Raw genomic sequence first — 15,717 nt, 5'->3', positions numbered from 1 at the left:
GGGCCAGCTTCCATGCAGACCGACAACGCCGAGTACATCCGGCGCACCATCCGCAGCGTGCCTGACTGGCCCCAACCTGGTGTCATCTTTCGAGACATCACGCCGGTGTTGCAGGACCCGCGTGCGTTCCGGGTGCTGATCGACCTTTTCGTCTACCGCTACATGCGCCAGCGCCTGGATCTGGTGGCCGGCGTGGACGCGCGCGGCTTCATCATTGGCAGCGTGCTGGCCTATGAGCTCAACCTGGGTTTCGTGCCGGTGCGCAAGAAGGGCAAGCTGCCGTACCGCACCGTCGCCGAGGAATACTCGCTCGAATACGGCAACGCGGCCGTCGAGATGCACACCGATTCCGTGCGTACCGGACAGCGCGTTCTGCTGGTGGATGACCTGATCGCCACGGGCGGCACGATGCTGGCGGCGATCAAGCTGCTGCAGCGCCTGGGCGCGAACGTGGTCGAGGCGGCAGCCATCATCGACCTGCCCGAACTCGGCGGCTCCGCCAAGATCGCGGCCACCGGCACGCCGCTCTACACGGTCTGTCAATACGATAGCGCGTCGGTCTGAGGCCGGCGCGGGCGGACGATTCAGGCGTCCATTCGCCTCAGGCGTCCGAGAGCCGTGGCTGGATGAAGTCCAGGAAGGCCTTGGTCTTGGCCGGCAGCATGCGCGATGGCAGCAGGGCGAACAGGGGCAGGGGCGTCAGGCTCCAGTCGGGCAGCACGCGCACCAGACCGGTCTGCTTGATGGCTCGCTCCATCGCATCGAACACCAGCAGCGGCGTGATGCCCAGGCCCTGTCCGGCCAGGCGTCCCAGCATGCCGACATTGTTGGCCGACAGCCGGCCCGACACCTGCACGCGCTCCACCTTGTCACCCGAATGCAGCATCCAGAAGGATGACTCGTCGCGCATGGTGGGGCGCAGGCATTCGTGGTGGCTCAGGTCGGCCGGCACCCGCGGCTCGCCATGGCGCGCCAGGTAGTCGGGCGAGGCATACAACTGGTGCGCCATCAGCACGATCTTGCGCGAAATGAGGCTGGAATCGGGCTGCTGCCCGAAACGCAGAATCAGGTCGAAGGGATTGCTGATCGGGTCGATCGGCCGCATGCTCAGATCGAAATCACATTCGATGTCGGGGTGCTGTTCGCGGAACTCGCGGATCACGGCGGGCAGGAACAGTTGCGCCAGGCTGGTGGGCAGCGAGATGCGCAGGCGGCCCTTGGGTTGCACCGCCATGTCGAGCAACTGGTCGTGGGCGATGCGGGCTTCTTCCACTATGTGCCGGCAACGCTCGAAATAGATGGCGCCCGCCTCGGTCAGGTCGATTTTGCGGGTGCTGCGATTCAGCAGGCGCATGCCGACGCTGCGCTCCAGCTCACTGACGCGCCGCGAGAGCGTGGACGTTGGAATATTCAAGGCTTCGGCGGCGTGGCTGAAGTTCTTGCGCTTGGCGACCTCGACGAAGAGCGCGATGTCGTTAAGCTGGATATCCATGGTGCCCTCAAACTCAAAATTCCATTTCTGGCAGGTTCATATGATAAGTGGAAATATTGTCCCGCCAGTGGAAATGTCTATTTAGCCACCATGAACGACTATTCCGCCGGACGGGACGCACACATTCCGTTACCGGGCTGGCGCGCCGCTGAATGTCAGGCTGGCCCTGCGGCAGAGGGCGCGAGCGGTTGTTGCACGGTGCCCGAGTCGTGCGGACGGGATACGCTTTGCAATTGTCCCGTCCATGCAAATATGTTCACCAAAATAAGGGTTTTTACTAGGGCCTGATCGCCAGATACTGCATCCCAGCAATCGAATTGTCACATTGCCGCCGCCGCCCTGGCGGCGGACGGTGTGCCAGGTTTAGGATGGAGTCATCACAATGAAAGCCCTAGCTACCGCACTCATGGTTACCGCAACGCTGGTGGGTATGTCCGCCGCCCACGCCGATGGCAAGACGCGTGAACAGGTTCAACAGGAACTGCAGGCCGCCAAGGCCGCCGGGCAGGTCACGTTCGGCGAATTGGACTATCCGCCCGCCATCGCCCAACAGACGGGCATGACGCGTGAGCAGGTCCAACAGGAACTGCAAAGCGCCAAGGCCGCCGGCCAGGTCACCAGCGGCGAATTGGATTACCCGCCGCGCGCGGCGGCCACCCAGACGGCCGGCAAGACCTGCGAGCAGGTTCGCGAGGAACTGGCGCAGGCCAAGGCCCGCGGTGAATACACCTTCGGTGAACTGGACTACCCGCCCAAGGGCCGTTGACCCGCGGCCTTCACCGTTCGGCGCGAAACCAAAGCCCCTTGCACGCCAAGGGGTTTTTTATCTCTCCGTCCGGAGTCCGTCCTCGTCTCGTTGTCGTGTTTATGCCGCATGGACTGTGCCGCCCACACAACATGTGATGTCAATCCCGCTTGAGTGCGACGACCGGCGACCGCGCGGCGAAACCGAATTATGAGCAAGAATTCGCATTTGATATCAAGGCCTTAATACGCAGCTTCCAAGCCCGAGGCGGGTTGGGCGGCGGGCATTATCCCGCCCATGGAAAGTTGTTCTTCGAAATCCGCGTTACTTCAAATTGTTCCAAGGCAGACACTAGATTCAGTGCAGACGCCGCTCGCTTTGTCGTCGCGGCACGCAGGCAGCGGCGATGCCGCCGCGTGGTTGCGGGATGCCTTTATCTTTCGCCATTTTGGGGACTTTTATGAAGAAGACGCTATTGGCTGTCGCGTTGCTGACCGGTTTTGCCGGCGCCGCGCATGCCGCTGATTCCGTGACGCTGTACGGGTTGATCGACGCCGGTATCGGCTACGAGCAAGTGAAGTTCAAGGGCCAGTCGCAGAGCCGCATCGCCGGCGTGCAGGGCGTGAGCAGCGGCTCGCGCTTCGGGCTGCGCGGCACGGAAGACCTGGGTGACGGCCTGCGCGCCGTGTTCAACCTGGAAGGCGGTTTCGGCCCGATGAACGGCCAATCACTGCAGAATGGCCGCCTGTGGGGCCGCCAGGCCACCGTGGGCCTGGACAGTGATTCGTGGGGACGCCTGGAATTCGGTCGCCAGACCAACCTGGCCTCGAAGTACTTCGGCTCGATCGACCCGTTCTCCATCAGCTACAACACCGCCAACCTGGGCACCACGTTCAGCAGCGCCAACACGATGCGCCTGGACAACATGGTCCTGTACCAGACCCCCAGCATGGGCGGTTTCAAGGTGGGCGTGGGCTACTCGTTCAGCGCCGATGACACCGTCGAGGACGGCGTCAAGGAAAAGCACCAGACCGGCTTCGCCACGGGCAACAACAACCGCGTCCTGACCGTGGGCGCGCAATACCTGAACGGTCCGCTGAATCTGGCCGCGGCCTACGACCGCTTCAATCCGTCCAATGACAACATCGGCGGCAAGTCGAGTTCGCGCATCCAGGAATACATCGTTGGCGGCACCTACGATTTCGAGGTCGTGAAGCTGGCGGCGGCGTTCAGCCAGACCCGCGACGGCTGGTTCATCGGCCAGAACATGGGCACCACGCCGGACGGCATGCAGAAGCTGGGCACGTTCAAGCTGGCCGACGGCTTCCGCGCCAATTCCTACATGATCGGCGCCACCGTGCCGCTGGGCCGCCATGCCATCTTCGGCTCCTGGCAGCGCGCCACGCCGAACAACGCCAAGCTGACCGGCGACGACGCGACGTTCAACGTCTACAGCCTGGGTTACACGTACGACTTCACCAAGCGCACCAATCTGTACGCGTATGCCTCCTACGGCGACAACTACGCGTTCCAGCACGATGCGCGCGACACCGCGTTCGCGGTGGGTCTGCGTCACCGTTTCTAAGCGAGGGCATCGGTCCGGTCGCACCTTGCTGAATGCGCGGCACATCTCCGTGAGCCGCCGAGTGACAGCGAACCCCCCCTTCAGGTTGCGGTCGGGCGAGTCCTGAGCAGAGAAGGGAAGGGCCTCCATGCGGAGGCCCTCTCGGTTTTTTGGCCTACAGAAACAGCTTGTAGGCTGGATTGTCGGTCTCGTTCCAGTGGGGATAGCCCAGCTCGGCGACGAAGCCGCGGAATTGCTTCTTGTCCGCCGCCGGCACCTGGATGCCGATCAGGATGCGGCCATAGTCGGCGCCCTGGTTGCGGTAATGGAACAGGCTGATGTTCCAGTCCGGGTTCATGGCGTTCAGGAAACGCATCAGCGCGCCCGGGCGTTCCGGGAACTCGAAGCGATAGAGCAGTTCGTCGCGCGCCTGCGCCGACCGGCCACCGACCATGTGGCGCAAGTGGGTCTTGGCCATTTCGTCGTGCGTCAGATCGAGCGTGTCGAAGCCATGGCGGCGGAAGTGGCTGGCGATCTTGTCGGGTTCGGCCGGCGACGATACCTGCAGGCCGACGAACACGTGGGCGCGGTCCGAATCGGAAATGCGGTAGTTGAACTCGGTCACACTGCGTTCTCCGACCAGTTCGCAGAAGCGGCGGAAGCTGCCGCGCTGCTCCGGCATGGTGACGGCGAAGACCGCCTCGCGCATTTCGCCGACCTCGGCGCGCTCGGCCACGAAGCGCAGGCGGTCGAAGTTCATGTTCGCGCCGCAGGCGATGGCGACCAGCGTCTTGTCCTTGAGCTTGTGTTCGGCGGCGTATTGCTTGGCGCCGGCCACGGCCATGGCGCCGGCTGGTTCCAGCACGCTGCGGGTGTCCTGGAACACGTCTTTGATGGCGGCGCAGATCGAGTCTGTGTCGACCACCACGAAATCATCGACGTACTTGCGGGTGAGCTTGAAGGTCTCGGCGCCGACCAGCTTGACCGCGGTGCCATCGGAGAACAGCCCCACGTCGTTCAACTGCACGCGCCGGCCGGCGCGCACGCTGCGCAGCATGGCGTCGGAGTCCTCGGTCTGCACGCCGATGATCTTGATCTCGGGGCGCAACTGCTTGATGTAGGCGGCCACGCCGGCGATCAGGCCGCCGCCGCCGATGGCCACGAAGATGGCGTCGATCGGGCCAGGGTGCTGGCGCAGGATCTCCATGCCCACCGTGCCCTGGCCGGCGATCACGTCGGGATCGTCGAAAGGGTGCACGAAGGTCAGTTTTTCCTTTTTCTCCAGCGTCTGCGCGTGGGCATAGGCGTCGGAGAAGCTTTCGCCGGCCAGCACCACTTCGCCGCCCAGACGGCGCACCGCGTCGATCTTGACCTGCGGGCTGGTGGTGGGCATGACGATGACCGCGCGGCAGCCGAGCCGGGAGGCGGCCAGCGCCACGCCCTGGGCGTGGTTGCCTGCCGAGGCCGCGATCACGCCGCGGTTGCGCGCCGCCGGCGTCAGGTTGGCCATCTTGTTGTACGCCCCGCGCAGCTTGAAGCTGAATACGGCCTGCGTGTCCTCGCGCTTGAGCAGGATCGTGTTCGCCATGCGCTGCGACAACAGCGGCGCGGATTCGAGCGGCGATTCGACCGCGACGTCGTAGACCTTGGAGGTCAGGATGCGTTTCAGATAATCGGTGGACATGGACTGCGCTTGGGGTAGGGGCGGAAAATTGGGCGGCGCAAAGAGTGGACCCATGCGCGCCATGGCGTGAGCGCGATTATTGCAGGGAAAGCCTCGGTCCCAGGCGGTTTTCGCGGGCTTTCGCCACGGACCGGACGGCGGCGGCCGGGTGCGGGAGGCGCGCGGCTACACTCGACGGCATCATGGAAGAAAGCCTCCTCTCCGCCATCCACTGGCTGCTCGGCCTGCTGGCCCTGCCCTCGGTGGGCCTGTCCGCCATCTTCGCCGTCTCGCTGATCTCGGCCACGTTGCTGCCGCTTGGCTCGGAGCCGGCGGTGTTCGGCTATATCAAGCTGTCGCCCGACATGTTCTGGCCCGCCATCCTGGTGGCGACCGCCGGCAACACCATCGGCGGCGCCATCAGCTACGCCATGGGCCTGGGCGCGGAAAAGGCCGTCGAGCGCTGGAAGGAGCGTCACCCCCACGCGCCGGCCCAATCCCGCATGCGCGGGCGCTGGCACGAGCGTGCCCATGACTGGATACACCGCATGGGGCCGCCGGCGCTGCTGCTGTCCTGGCTGCCGGCCGTGGGCGATCCGCTGTGCGCCGTGGCCGGCTGGCTGCGGCTGCCGTTCTGGCCGTGCGTGGCCTATATGGCCATCGGCAAGTTCCTGCGCTATCTGGCCATGACGGCGAGCCTGCTGTGGCTGTTTCCAGGGCAGGTCTAAGCGCTGACGCCCCGCTTAATTGGGGACGCATAAACATGCCATTGTCCCGTTTCTGGACGCTTCCCAGGGGGTATTCGGGGGCGGTTCCGGCCAATGGCATAAAATAATTTTTTAAGGGCCCCCTCTTGCCGCCATGAACGCCCCACTCGCCAGCCACATCTTGAACGGGGCGACGCCGCCCACAGCACCCGCGCGACTGCGCGAAATTCCCTACAACTACACGTCGTTCTCCGATCGCGAGATCGTCGGCCGGCTGCTGGGCGACGACGCCTGGAGCCTGTTGACCGACCTGCGCGGCGAACGCCGCACCGGGCGCTCCGCCCGCATGCTGTACGAGGTGCTGGGCGACATCTGGGTGGTGCGCCGCAATCCGTACCTGCAGGACGACCTGCTGGACAACCCCAAGCGCCGCAAGCAACTGATCGACGCACTGCACCATCGGCTGGGCGAGATCGACCGCCGCCGCGAACCCGGCGCGCCGGCCGAGGCCGGCCACGATCCGCATCGCGACGAAAAGGTGCTGGGCCTGCTGGGCCGGGCGCGTTCGGCCATCGCCGCCTTCGAGGGCGAGTTCGACCAGACCGCCATGCTGCGCAAGCAGGCGCAGAAGGTGCTGGGCCGCATCACCGCGCGCGACAACATCAAGTTCGACGGCCTGTCGCGCGTATCGCACGTGACCGACGCCACCGACTGGCGCGTGGAGTACCCGTTCGTGGTGCTGACGCCGGACTCGGAAGACGAGATCGCCGCGCTGGTCACCGCCTGTATCGAGCTGGGCCTGACCATCGTGCCGCGCGGCGGCGGCACCGGCTACACCGGCGGCGCGATTCCGCTGACCTGGAAGTCGGCCGTCATCAACACCGAGAAATTCGACAAGCTGGGCAAGGTCGAGTCCTGTATCCTGCCCGGGCTCACCGAGCCCGTGGCCGTCATCCATGCCGGCGCCGGCGTGGTGACCAAGCGGGTGTCGGAGGCGGCCGAGGCGGCCGGTTTCGTGTTCGCCGTGGATCCGACCTCGGCCGAGGCCTCGTGCGTAGGCGGCAACATCGCCATGAACGCCGGCGGCAAGAAGGCCGTATTGTGGGGCACCGCGCTCGACAATCTGGCCTGGTGGCGCATGGTCGATCCGGACGGCAACTGGCTCGAAGTGACGCGCCTGGACCACAACATGGGCAAGATCCATGACGTGGAGGTGGCCCGCTTCGAACTCAAGTGGTTCGACGGCCGTGGCAAGCCGGGCGAACGCCTGCTCAAGACCGAGACCCTGGAAATCGCCGGCCGCGTGTTCCGCAAGGAAGGCCTGGGCAAGGACGTCACGGACAAATTCCTGGCCGGCCTGCCCGGCATCCAGAAGGAAGGCTGCGACGGCCTGATCACGTCGGCGCGCTGGGTGCTGCACCGCATGCCCAAGCACACCCGCACGGTCTGCATGGAATTCTTCGGCCAGGCGCGCGACGCGATCCCGTCGATCGTCGAGGTCAAGGGCTACCTGGACGGCGAAGGCCGCGCCCGCGGCGCCATCCTGGCCGGCCTGGAGCACCTGGACGAGCGCTACCTGCGCGCGGTCGGCTACGCCACCAAGAGCAAGCGCGGCTCGCTGCCCAAGATGGTGCTGATCGGCGATATCGTCGGCGACGACGAGGACGCCGTGGCCGCGGCCGCCAGCGAAGTGGTGCGCCTGGCCAACACCCGCCATGGCGAAGGCTTCGTGGCGGTGAGCGCCGAGGCCCGCAAGAAGTTCTGGCTCGACCGTTCGCGCACCGCCGCGATCGCGCGCCACACCAACGCCTTCAAGATCAACGAAGACGTGGTGATCCCGCTGCCGCGCATGGGCGAGTACACCGACCATATCGAGCGCATCAACATCGAGCTGTCGACCCGCAATAAGCTGCGCCTGCTGGACGCGCTGGACGACTATCTCTGTACGCCGCTGCCGGTCGGCAAGGCCGAAGACGCCGCCGACGACGAGACCCGCGCCGAGGTGCTGGCCGAGCGCACGCGCCAGGCCATCGAGCTGCTGGCCGCCGCGCGCCAGCGTTGGCAGTGGCTGCTGGACAACCTGGACCTGCCGCTGGCCGACGCCATGCCGCAACTGGAAACGCTGGGCATGGGCCACCTGCGTGGGGCGCTGGCCGAGCGTCTGGCGGCGCAGCCGCAGGCGCGCGTGTTCGATGTGGTGCAGGATCGCACCATCCGCGTGTCGTGGAAGACCGAGGTGCTGGCCGGCCTGCAGGCGGCGTTCTCAGGCGCGGCGCGCAAGCCGATCCTGGACGAGCTGGTGGCGATCCACGGCCGCGTGCTCAAGAGCCGCGTGTTCGTGGCGCTGCACATGCACGCTGGCGACGGCAACGTCCACACCAACATCCCGGTCAACTCGGACGACTACGGCATGCTGCAGGAGGCCCACCAGGCCGTCGAGCGCATCATGCAGATCGCGCGCGACCTGGACGGCGTGATCTCGGGCGAGCACGGCATCGGCCTGACCAAGTACGAGTTCCTGACGGAGGCCGAACTGGCGCCGTTCCAGGACTACAAGCGCCGCGTCGATCCCAATGGCCACTTCAACGCCGGCAAGCTGATGCCCGGCGCCGACCTGCGCCACGCCTGGACGCCCAGCTTCAACCTGATGGGCCACGAGTCGCTGATCATGCAGCAGAGCGACATCGGCGCCATCTCGGATTCGATCAAGGACTGCCTGCGCTGCGGCAAGTGCAAGCCGGTGTGCGCCACCCATGTGCCGCGCGCCAACCTGCTGTATTCGCCGCGCAACAAGATCCTGGCGACCTCGCTGCTGGTCGAGGCCTTCCTGTACGAAGAGCAGACCCGCCGTGGCGTCAGCCTGAAGCACTGGGAAGAATTCGAGGACGTGGCCGACCACTGCACCGTCTGTCACAAGTGCTACAACCCCTGTCCGGTCGACATCGACTTCGGCGACGTGTCGATGAACATGCGCGCCGTGCTGCGGCGCATGGGCCGCAAGTCGTTCAATCCGGGCACGGCCAGCGCCATGTTCTTCCTGAACGCCAAGGATCCGGCCACCATCAATGCCACCCGCAAGGCGATGGTGGGCGTGGGCTACAAGGTGCAGCGCGCCGCGCACGATCTGCTGTCGGGCCTGGTGAAGAAGCAGACCTCGGCGCCGCCGGCGACCGTGGGCAAGCCGCCGCTGCGCGAGCAGGTGGTGCACTTCGTCAACAAGAAGATGCCGGGCGGGCTGCCCAAGCAGGCCGCGCGCAAGCTGCTCGATATCGAGGACGCGAACTACGTGCCGATCATCCGCGATCCCAAGGCCACCACGGCCGACACGGAAGCGGTGTTCTACTTCCCGGGCTGCGGGTCGGAGCGCCTGTTCTCGCAGGTCGGCCTGGCCACGCAGGCGATGCTGTGGCATGCCGGCGTGCAGACCGTGCTGCCGCCGGGCTACCTGTGCTGCGGTTATCCGCAGCGCGGCAACGGCATGACCGACAAGGCCGAGCAGATCATCACCGACAACCGGGTGCTGTTCCATCGCGTCGCCAACACGCTCAACTACCTGGACATCAAGACCGTGGTGGTCAGCTGCGGCACCTGCTACGACCAGTTGGCCGGCTACGAGTTCGAGAAGATCTTCCCGGGCTGCCGCCTGATCGACATTCACGAATACCTGCTGGAAAAGGGCATCAAGCTGGAAGGCGCCAAGGGCGTGCGCTACATGTATCACGATCCTTGCCACACGCCGATGAAGCTGCAGGACCCGATGAAGACCGTGCGTTCTCTGGTGGGCGACGGCGCGGTCAAGAGCGACCGCTGCTGCGGCGAGTCGGGCACGCTGGCGGTCAGCCGGCCGGACATCTCGACCCAGGTGCGCTTTCGCAAGCAGGAAGAGCTGCTCAAGGGCGATGCCGCGCTGCGCGGCGATGGCTTCACGGGTGACGTCAAGGTGCTGACCTCGTGCCCGTCGTGCCTGCAGGGCCTGTCGCGCTACCAGGGCGACACCGGCATGGACGCCGACTACATCGTGGTCGAGATGGCCCGCCACATCCTCGGCGAAGGCTGGATGGAAGACTACGTGCGCCGCGCCAACGCGGGCGGCATCGAACGCGTGCTGGTGTAGCGCGCCGCCGGCCGATGGCCGGATGGCCGCGTCTCGCAACGCCCGGCGGATTCGCCGGGCGTTTTGTTTGCTCGCGTGGCGGCACAGGCGCGTCGTAGCCGCGCCGACTTGTGCGGCTACTTCATTGCAAATAATATTGCGTCTCAATTTTAATGTGAGGTGTCAGCAGTTTCCATGCCCGTTTCCCCCCGCACCCCAATCCTGGCCGCCGTCCTGGCGGCCACGGCCAGCCTGCCCGTCCAGGGCGCCATGCAACCCGCCGCCGAAGCGCCGCTGTCCGGCGACACTGAATTCCACTGCCGCTTCGGCCAGGACAACAGCACCGAGTGCGTGAGCACATACCGCTATACCATCCTGACGCTGGCCGGGCGCGAGCTGGTCTCGCGCATTGACCGTACTTATGCCGAGAACGACAGCGTCGAGGTCGAGCGCGCCGAGCTGATCCAGCCAGGCGAAAAGCCGGTGCCGCTGAGCGCGGACCAGATCGACACCCGCATGGCGCCAAATCCGGACCAGGGTTTTCTGCGTCACAAGCAGACCTCGCTGGCCTTTCCCAACCTGCGGGTGGGCAGCACCATCGTCTACACGCTGCGCGAGCGTTACGCCGGCATTCCGTCGGCGACGCAATTCCACTACGTGCTCGGCTTGCAGCCGCGGGCAGTGCGCCAGGAGCGCTTCCACGCCGAGTTCAGCGCCGAGCGCCCGATGGTCTGGCGCACCGAGGCGATGGATGCCTATCGCGTCCAGGCCTCGCCCGATGCGCGCCGCATCACGGTGGAACTGAAAGCCACGCCGTACTACTACGCCTATGTCAACGAGGCGGACCAGGGCTATCTGCGCCAGTCGCCGCGCCTGGAGATCGGCAGTTCGGCCGCGTTGCAGGACCACTTCGGGCCGTTCGCGGCGCGCTACAACGCCATCCTGGCGGCGGCCTTGCCGCAGGCCGCGGCCGCGGCCGTCTCGGCCCAGCGGGGCAAGGCACCGGCGCAGACCGTGGCCGCGCTGATGCGCCACATCCATGAACGCTATCGCTACCTGGGCGATTGGCGCAGCAGCGAGCGGGGCCAGGTTCCCTTCGCGCTCGACGAGATCGAGCGGCGCGGCTACGGCGACTGCAAGGACCTGGCGGTGCTGCTGACGGCCATGCTGCGCGCGGCCGGGGTCGCCGCCGAACCCGCCCTGGTGACGCGCGGCACCGTGGCGCCAGCGGTGCTGTTGCCGGGTTTGTCGGCGCCCAACCACGCCATCGTGCGCGCCCAGGTGCAGGGCGAGACCTGGTGGCTGGATCCCACCAATCCAGTGTTCGTGCCGGGCTTCACCATGCCGGACATCCAGCAACGCTGGGCCTTCGTCATGGATGACCAGGGCAATGTGCGGCGCGAGGACATTCCGCTGGAACGCCCCGCGCCCAGCATCCTGGTGACGCGCCATGAACAGTTCGACAAGGATGGGCAGGCCAAGGTGCGCGCTTCGGTCGAGGTAAGCCGCATGGTGGCCGCGGAAATCAGCGCGGGCGATCAGCAGAACGGCGCGACGGCGATGGACCAGGCGTTGTGCCGCAGCTTCGCCGCCGAGAACCGCGACTGCCAGTTGCGCCGTGCCGCCAGCGATTTCGTGGTGCCGCAGGCCTACCGCATCGATGCCACGCTGGTGGACCTGCGCGCGCTGGAACGGGTCGGCCGCCAGCATGTGTACACCCACACCGAACTGAGCGATGACTGGGAGCTCTTCGCGCGCTATCGCCAGGCGGGCCAGTTGGCCGACATCTACCTCGGCACGCCGGAAACCGCGTCTTATGACGTGACGCTGGCCGGTGGCAAGGTCCAGGCGCCGCCGCTGCATTGCCAGGTCCGTTCGCCGTGGATCGACGTGGACCTGGACGGCAAGCCGGCCAAGTCGGGCTACCAGTACCGCTACCGCAGCGCCAGGAAGGTTAGCTGGTTCAGCCATGACGAGATCGGCTCTGACGCGTTCGGGCGGGCGATCGAGCAGGGCCGGCAATGCGTCGAGGCGTTGCGCATGGTCGTGACGCTGCCGCGCAAGTGAACGCCGGGCCCGGCGTCGCCGCCATGAAAAACGCGGCCGGATGGCCGCGTTTTTTTCATGCAAGGCCAGGCGCGCTCACTCGAGCTTGATGTTGGCCTTCCTGATTACCTCGGCCCAGGCGGCGCGTTCCTTGTCGGCATAGGCCTTGAAGTCCTGCGCCGACATCGGCATCGGGATGACGCCCATGTCCAGCATCTTCTGCGACACGGCCGGCGACTTCAGCGCGGCGTCCAGTTCGGCGGACAGCTTCTTGACCACCGGCTCCGGCAGGCCGCCGGGGGCGACCAGGCCTTGCCAGGCGTAGGCGGTGAAGTCGGGCACGCCCTGTTCAGCCATGGTGGGCGCGTCCGGCAGCACGGCAACGCGCTCGGGCGTGGCCGCGGCCAGCACGCGCAGCTTGCCGGCCTTGACGTTGGGCAGGCCGGCGGCCAGGTCGATGAACATCACGTCCACCTGTCCGCCCAGCAGGTCCTGGATGGCGGGCGCCGCGCCCTTGTAGGGCACGTGCAGCAGGTTGGCGCCGGTGCGCTGCTTGAACAATTCCAGCGCCAGGTGATGCGGAGAACCGGCGCCAGCGGAGGCGGCGGTCAGCTTGCCCGGCTCCTTCCTGGCGGCCTGGATCACGTCGTTGACCGTCTTGTAGGGCGAATTGACGTTCACCGCCAGCAGCAGCGGGAACTTGGCGATGCCGCCGACGTAGGTGAACTTGGACGGATCGTAGGCCAGCTTGGCGTACAGCGTGGGGTTGTAAGCCAGGGTGCCGGAATCGGCCGTGCCGATGACGTAGCCGGAGGGGTCGGCCTGCGAGATCGCGGTGGCGCCGATGATGGTGGCGGCGCCGGGGCGGTTCTCGACCACGATGGTCTGGCCCAGCGGCTTTTCGATGCCGCTGGCGACGGTGCGCGCGACCACGTCGGCGCCGCCGCCGGCCGGGTAGGGCACGATCCAGCGAATGGGTTGGGTGGGCCAGGATTGGGCCGAGGCCGCGGTGGCGGCCAGCGACAGTGCGGCAAGCGCCAACAGGCGCCGGGCGTGCTTGTGCATGGGGAGTCTCCTCGTTTTTTTGCGAGGGTATTATGCCCCGGCCGTCCGGCAATATGCGCTCGTTTGCGGCCCCGGAATCAGCGGCTTATTGCGGATCGGGGTAGCTGCGGGCGCCGAAGATGGCGGTGCCGATGCGTACTTCGGTCGAGCCTTCCTCGATCGCCAGCTCGAAATCGCCGCTCATGCCCATGGACAGGCGTTCCAGCGACACGCCGGCGATGCCTTCCTGGCGCAATTGGTCGCGCAGCTCGCGCAGGGCGCGGAAGCAGGCGCGCACTTCCAGCGGGTCGGGGGAGTTGGCCGCCATCGTCATCAGGCCCTGTACCCGCAGGGTGGGGAAATCCGCCACGATGCGGCGCAGGAACGCCGCCACCTCGGCGGGGGGCATGCCGTACTTGCTGGGTTCGCTGGAGGTCTTGACCTGGACCAGTACGTCCAGGGTCCGGCCCTCATTGACCAAGCGGCGATGCAGGGCTTCGGCCAGGTCGACCCGGTCGAGTGATTGCAATTCGGTGGCGTCGCGCGCCGCGTCCTTGGCCTTGTTGGTCTGCAAATGGCCGATCAGGGCCCATTGCAGGCCCTGGCCGGCCAGCGCGGCCGCCTTCTGGCGCAGCTCCTGGGTCTTGTTCTCGCCAAAACGGGTCAGGCCCAGCGCCATGGCTTCGCGGATGGCGTCGACCTCGAAGGTCTTGCTGACGGGCAGCAGCGTCACGCTGTCCGGCGCGCGGCCTGCGCGCTCGCAGGCCTGCGCAATGCGTTGTCGGATCCCGGCCAGGCGGGTGGCCATGGTGTCTACATCGGTCATGCGGTTCTCTTGGGAACGGAATGTCCCATAGTGTAGGACGCGCGCGCACCGTTTCGCCACACCGGGCCGCGCGCCACGCTATCTTCGTTGACCCTGTCCGAATCGCAGGCTTAGAATTTCAGGATATTTGTTTAGATTTCAATGTTCTAAACCCGCCGGCGCGGTCCTCGTGGATCGCGCGGTTCCCTCCTCCTTCTCGCCGTTTCCCTCCGCCATGTCCAGCGCCGCGCCCGAGTACGCATTTGCCACGCCCTTCCTGAATCCCCCCGCTTCGCCGATCCGATCACTCATGCCCTACGCGCTGCGTCCCGGCACGATCTCTCTGGCGGGCGGCTACCCCGCGCAGGAACTGTTCGACGTGGACGGCCTGTCGATCGCCTCGACGCAGGTGCTGGCGCGCCTGGGCGCCTGCCTGCAGTACTCGAACATCGACGGCCAGGCCAGCCTGCGCCATGAGCTGGCGCGGCTTTCGGCGGCGCGCGGGCTGCAATGCAACGCGGATACGGAACTGGCCGTCACGGGGGGCTCGCAACAGGCGCTGGCGCTGTTGAGCCGGGTGATGCTGCAACCGGGCGACCACGCCATCATCGAATCGCCCGCCTTCCCCAATTCCGTGCAGGCGCTGCGCTACACCGGCGCCACCGTGCACACCGTGTCGTCGGGCCCGGATGGCATCGACATCGACGCGCTCGACGAACTGGCCGCGCGCATCAAGCCCAAGGTCGTGTGCGTGGTGGCGTCGTTCTCCAATCCCTGTGGCGCCACCATCTCTCGCCAGCGCCGCCTGCGGCTGCTGGATCTGGCGGTCAAGCACCGCTTCCTGATCGTCGAAGACGATCCCTATAGCGAACTGCGCTTTGCCGGCGAAGCGGTGCCGCCCATCATGGCGCTGGCCGAGGGCGAAGCCCGCAACTGGGCTGTGTACCTGGCCAGCATGTCCAAGACCATGGCGCCCGCGCTGCGCATCGGCTGGCTGGTGGCCCCGCCCGAAATCCGCCGCCGCTGCGTCGGCGCCAAGGCCGCCGACGACATGGCCTCGTCCGCGTGGATCCAGGAAGTGGTGGCGCAGTACCTGGCCAATGGTCGCTACGAGGAACACGTGCCGCGCATCCGCGCCGCCTACGGCCTGCGTTGCGACGCCATGGCCGCCAGCCTGGAGCGCGAACTGGCCGGCCGCATTACCTTCAGCAAGCCCGAAGGCGGCATGTTCTTCTGGGCGCGCCTGACCGGCGAGGTCGACGCCACCCGCCTGCTGCCCTACGCCATCGAGCACGAAGTGGTCTACGTGCCGGGCAAGGCGTTCTACGCCGACGCGGCCCAGGCCGACATGCACGCCATGCGCATGTCGTTCGCCACCATGAACGAAAGCCAGATCGCGCAGGGCATGCAGCGCCTGAGCCGCGCGCTGGAGGCCTGCGAGGCCAACCAGCCGGTGTCTATTTCGCTGGCGGCGTGATATACCCAAATAAGCGCTTGTTATTTGGCGCGGGCGCTTCATGCCGATAAGCTTCTCGCCTCGGCGCGCTTGCGCGCCCCG

The 15,717-nt window shown here is 66.4% G+C and carries 11 protein-coding genes; 7 read left to right on the top strand and 4 right to left on the bottom strand.

Translation table 11 applies throughout. The annotated features are described in order from the left end of the window. Positions 1-12: 12 nt before the first annotated feature. Positions 13-564, top strand: coding sequence for an adenine phosphoribosyltransferase (locus ACUDCK_RS27105; RefSeq protein ID WP_006391794.1), 552 nt, complete (start codon positions 13-15; stop codon positions 562-564). Positions 565-601: 37 nt separating this feature from the next. On the opposite strand, the gene ACUDCK_RS27100 is transcribed toward ACUDCK_RS27105, so the two are convergent. Then, positions 602-1,492 carry a LysR family transcriptional regulator gene (locus ACUDCK_RS27100; protein WP_054500406.1) on the bottom strand — a complete coding sequence of 297 codons (891 nt, stop codon included), beginning with the start codon at positions 1,490-1,492 and terminating at the stop codon, positions 602-604. A gap of 382 nt (positions 1,493-1,874) precedes the next feature. Here ACUDCK_RS27100 and ACUDCK_RS27095 point away from each other — a divergent pair, with 382 nt between their 5' ends. Next, positions 1,875-2,258, top strand: coding sequence for a DUF4148 domain-containing protein (locus ACUDCK_RS27095; RefSeq protein WP_175166974.1), 384 nt, complete (start codon positions 1,875-1,877; stop codon positions 2,256-2,258). 439 nt (positions 2,259-2,697) lie between these two features. Next, a complete protein-coding gene (locus ACUDCK_RS27090; RefSeq protein ID WP_054500408.1) occupies positions 2,698-3,822 on the top strand; it encodes a porin in 1,125 nt (374 codons plus the stop codon). A 154-nt stretch (positions 3,823-3,976) separates the two neighbouring features. Here the strand turns inward: ACUDCK_RS27090 and ilvA are convergent, their stop codons facing one another. Next, complete coding sequence (gene ilvA, locus ACUDCK_RS27085) at positions 3,977-5,485, bottom strand: threonine ammonia-lyase, biosynthetic (protein WP_054500409.1); 1,509 nt, start codon at positions 5,483-5,485, stop codon at positions 3,977-3,979. A 182-nt stretch (positions 5,486-5,667) separates the two neighbouring features. Between ilvA and ACUDCK_RS27080 the strand changes: the two genes are divergently transcribed. The 3 genes from ACUDCK_RS27080 (at position 5,668) to ACUDCK_RS27070 (ending at position 12,331) form a co-directional block, all read left to right on the top strand. Continuing rightward, positions 5,668-6,192, top strand: coding sequence for a YqaA family protein (locus ACUDCK_RS27080; protein ID WP_054500410.1), 525 nt, complete (start codon positions 5,668-5,670; stop codon positions 6,190-6,192). A gap of 133 nt (positions 6,193-6,325) precedes the next feature. Then, positions 6,326-10,285, top strand: a complete 3,960-nt coding sequence (locus ACUDCK_RS27075; protein ID WP_064524025.1) for a DUF3683 domain-containing protein — start codon at positions 6,326-6,328, stop codon at positions 10,283-10,285. A 174-nt stretch (positions 10,286-10,459) separates the two neighbouring features. Next, entirely contained in the window at positions 10,460-12,331 is a 1,872-nt protein-coding gene (locus ACUDCK_RS27070; protein ID WP_054500412.1) for a DUF3857 domain-containing protein, read from the top strand. A 75-nt stretch (positions 12,332-12,406) separates the two neighbouring features. On the opposite strand, the gene ACUDCK_RS27065 is transcribed toward ACUDCK_RS27070, so the two are convergent. Continuing rightward, positions 12,407-13,375, bottom strand: coding sequence for a Bug family tripartite tricarboxylate transporter substrate binding protein (locus tag ACUDCK_RS27065; RefSeq protein WP_054500413.1), 969 nt, complete (start codon positions 13,373-13,375; stop codon positions 12,407-12,409). A gap of 85 nt (positions 13,376-13,460) precedes the next feature. Next, positions 13,461-14,180 (bottom strand): YggS family pyridoxal phosphate-dependent enzyme, encoded by a 720-nt coding sequence (locus ACUDCK_RS27060; protein WP_175143349.1) that lies wholly within the window; start codon positions 14,178-14,180, stop codon positions 13,461-13,463. 214 nt (positions 14,181-14,394) lie between these two features. Here ACUDCK_RS27060 and ACUDCK_RS27055 point away from each other — a divergent pair, with 214 nt between their 5' ends. Next, a complete protein-coding gene (locus ACUDCK_RS27055) occupies positions 14,395-15,636 on the top strand; it encodes an aminotransferase-like domain-containing protein (RefSeq protein ID WP_175166975.1) in 1,242 nt (413 codons plus the stop codon). Positions 15,637-15,717: the final 81 nt, after the last annotated feature.

The organism is Achromobacter sp. CF-sbj1-Ac2-l, from assembly GCF_052698165.1.
The sequence above is the reverse complement of the archived record's forward strand: the minus strand, read 5'-3'. Positions and strand labels throughout refer to the sequence as shown.

Bases quoted from the DNA above. Each gene is read 5' to 3' on its own strand.
- ACUDCK_RS27105 (WP_006391794.1), top strand. From the start codon at position 13: ATGCAGACCGACAACGCCGAGTACATCCGGCGCACCATCCGCAGCGTG.
- ACUDCK_RS27100 (WP_054500406.1), bottom strand. From the start codon at position 1,492: ATGGATATCCAGCTTAACGACATCGCGCTCTTCGTCGAGGTCGCCAAG.
- ACUDCK_RS27095 (WP_175166974.1), top strand. From the start codon at position 1,875: ATGAAAGCCCTAGCTACCGCACTCATGGTTACCGCAACGCTGGTGGGT.
- ACUDCK_RS27090 (WP_054500408.1), top strand. From the start codon at position 2,698: ATGAAGAAGACGCTATTGGCTGTCGCGTTGCTGACCGGTTTTGCCGGC.
- ilvA (WP_054500409.1), bottom strand. From the start codon at position 5,485: ATGTCCACCGATTATCTGAAACGCATCCTGACCTCCAAGGTCTACGAC.
- ACUDCK_RS27080 (WP_054500410.1), top strand. From the start codon at position 5,668: ATGGAAGAAAGCCTCCTCTCCGCCATCCACTGGCTGCTCGGCCTGCTG.
- ACUDCK_RS27075 (WP_064524025.1), top strand. From the start codon at position 6,326: ATGAACGCCCCACTCGCCAGCCACATCTTGAACGGGGCGACGCCGCCC.
- ACUDCK_RS27070 (WP_054500412.1), top strand. From the start codon at position 10,460: ATGCCCGTTTCCCCCCGCACCCCAATCCTGGCCGCCGTCCTGGCGGCC.
- ACUDCK_RS27065 (WP_054500413.1), bottom strand. From the start codon at position 13,375: ATGCACAAGCACGCCCGGCGCCTGTTGGCGCTTGCCGCACTGTCGCTG.
- ACUDCK_RS27060 (WP_175143349.1), bottom strand. From the start codon at position 14,180: ATGACCGATGTAGACACCATGGCCACCCGCCTGGCCGGGATCCGACAA.
- ACUDCK_RS27055 (WP_175166975.1), top strand. From the start codon at position 14,395: ATGTCCAGCGCCGCGCCCGAGTACGCATTTGCCACGCCCTTCCTGAAT.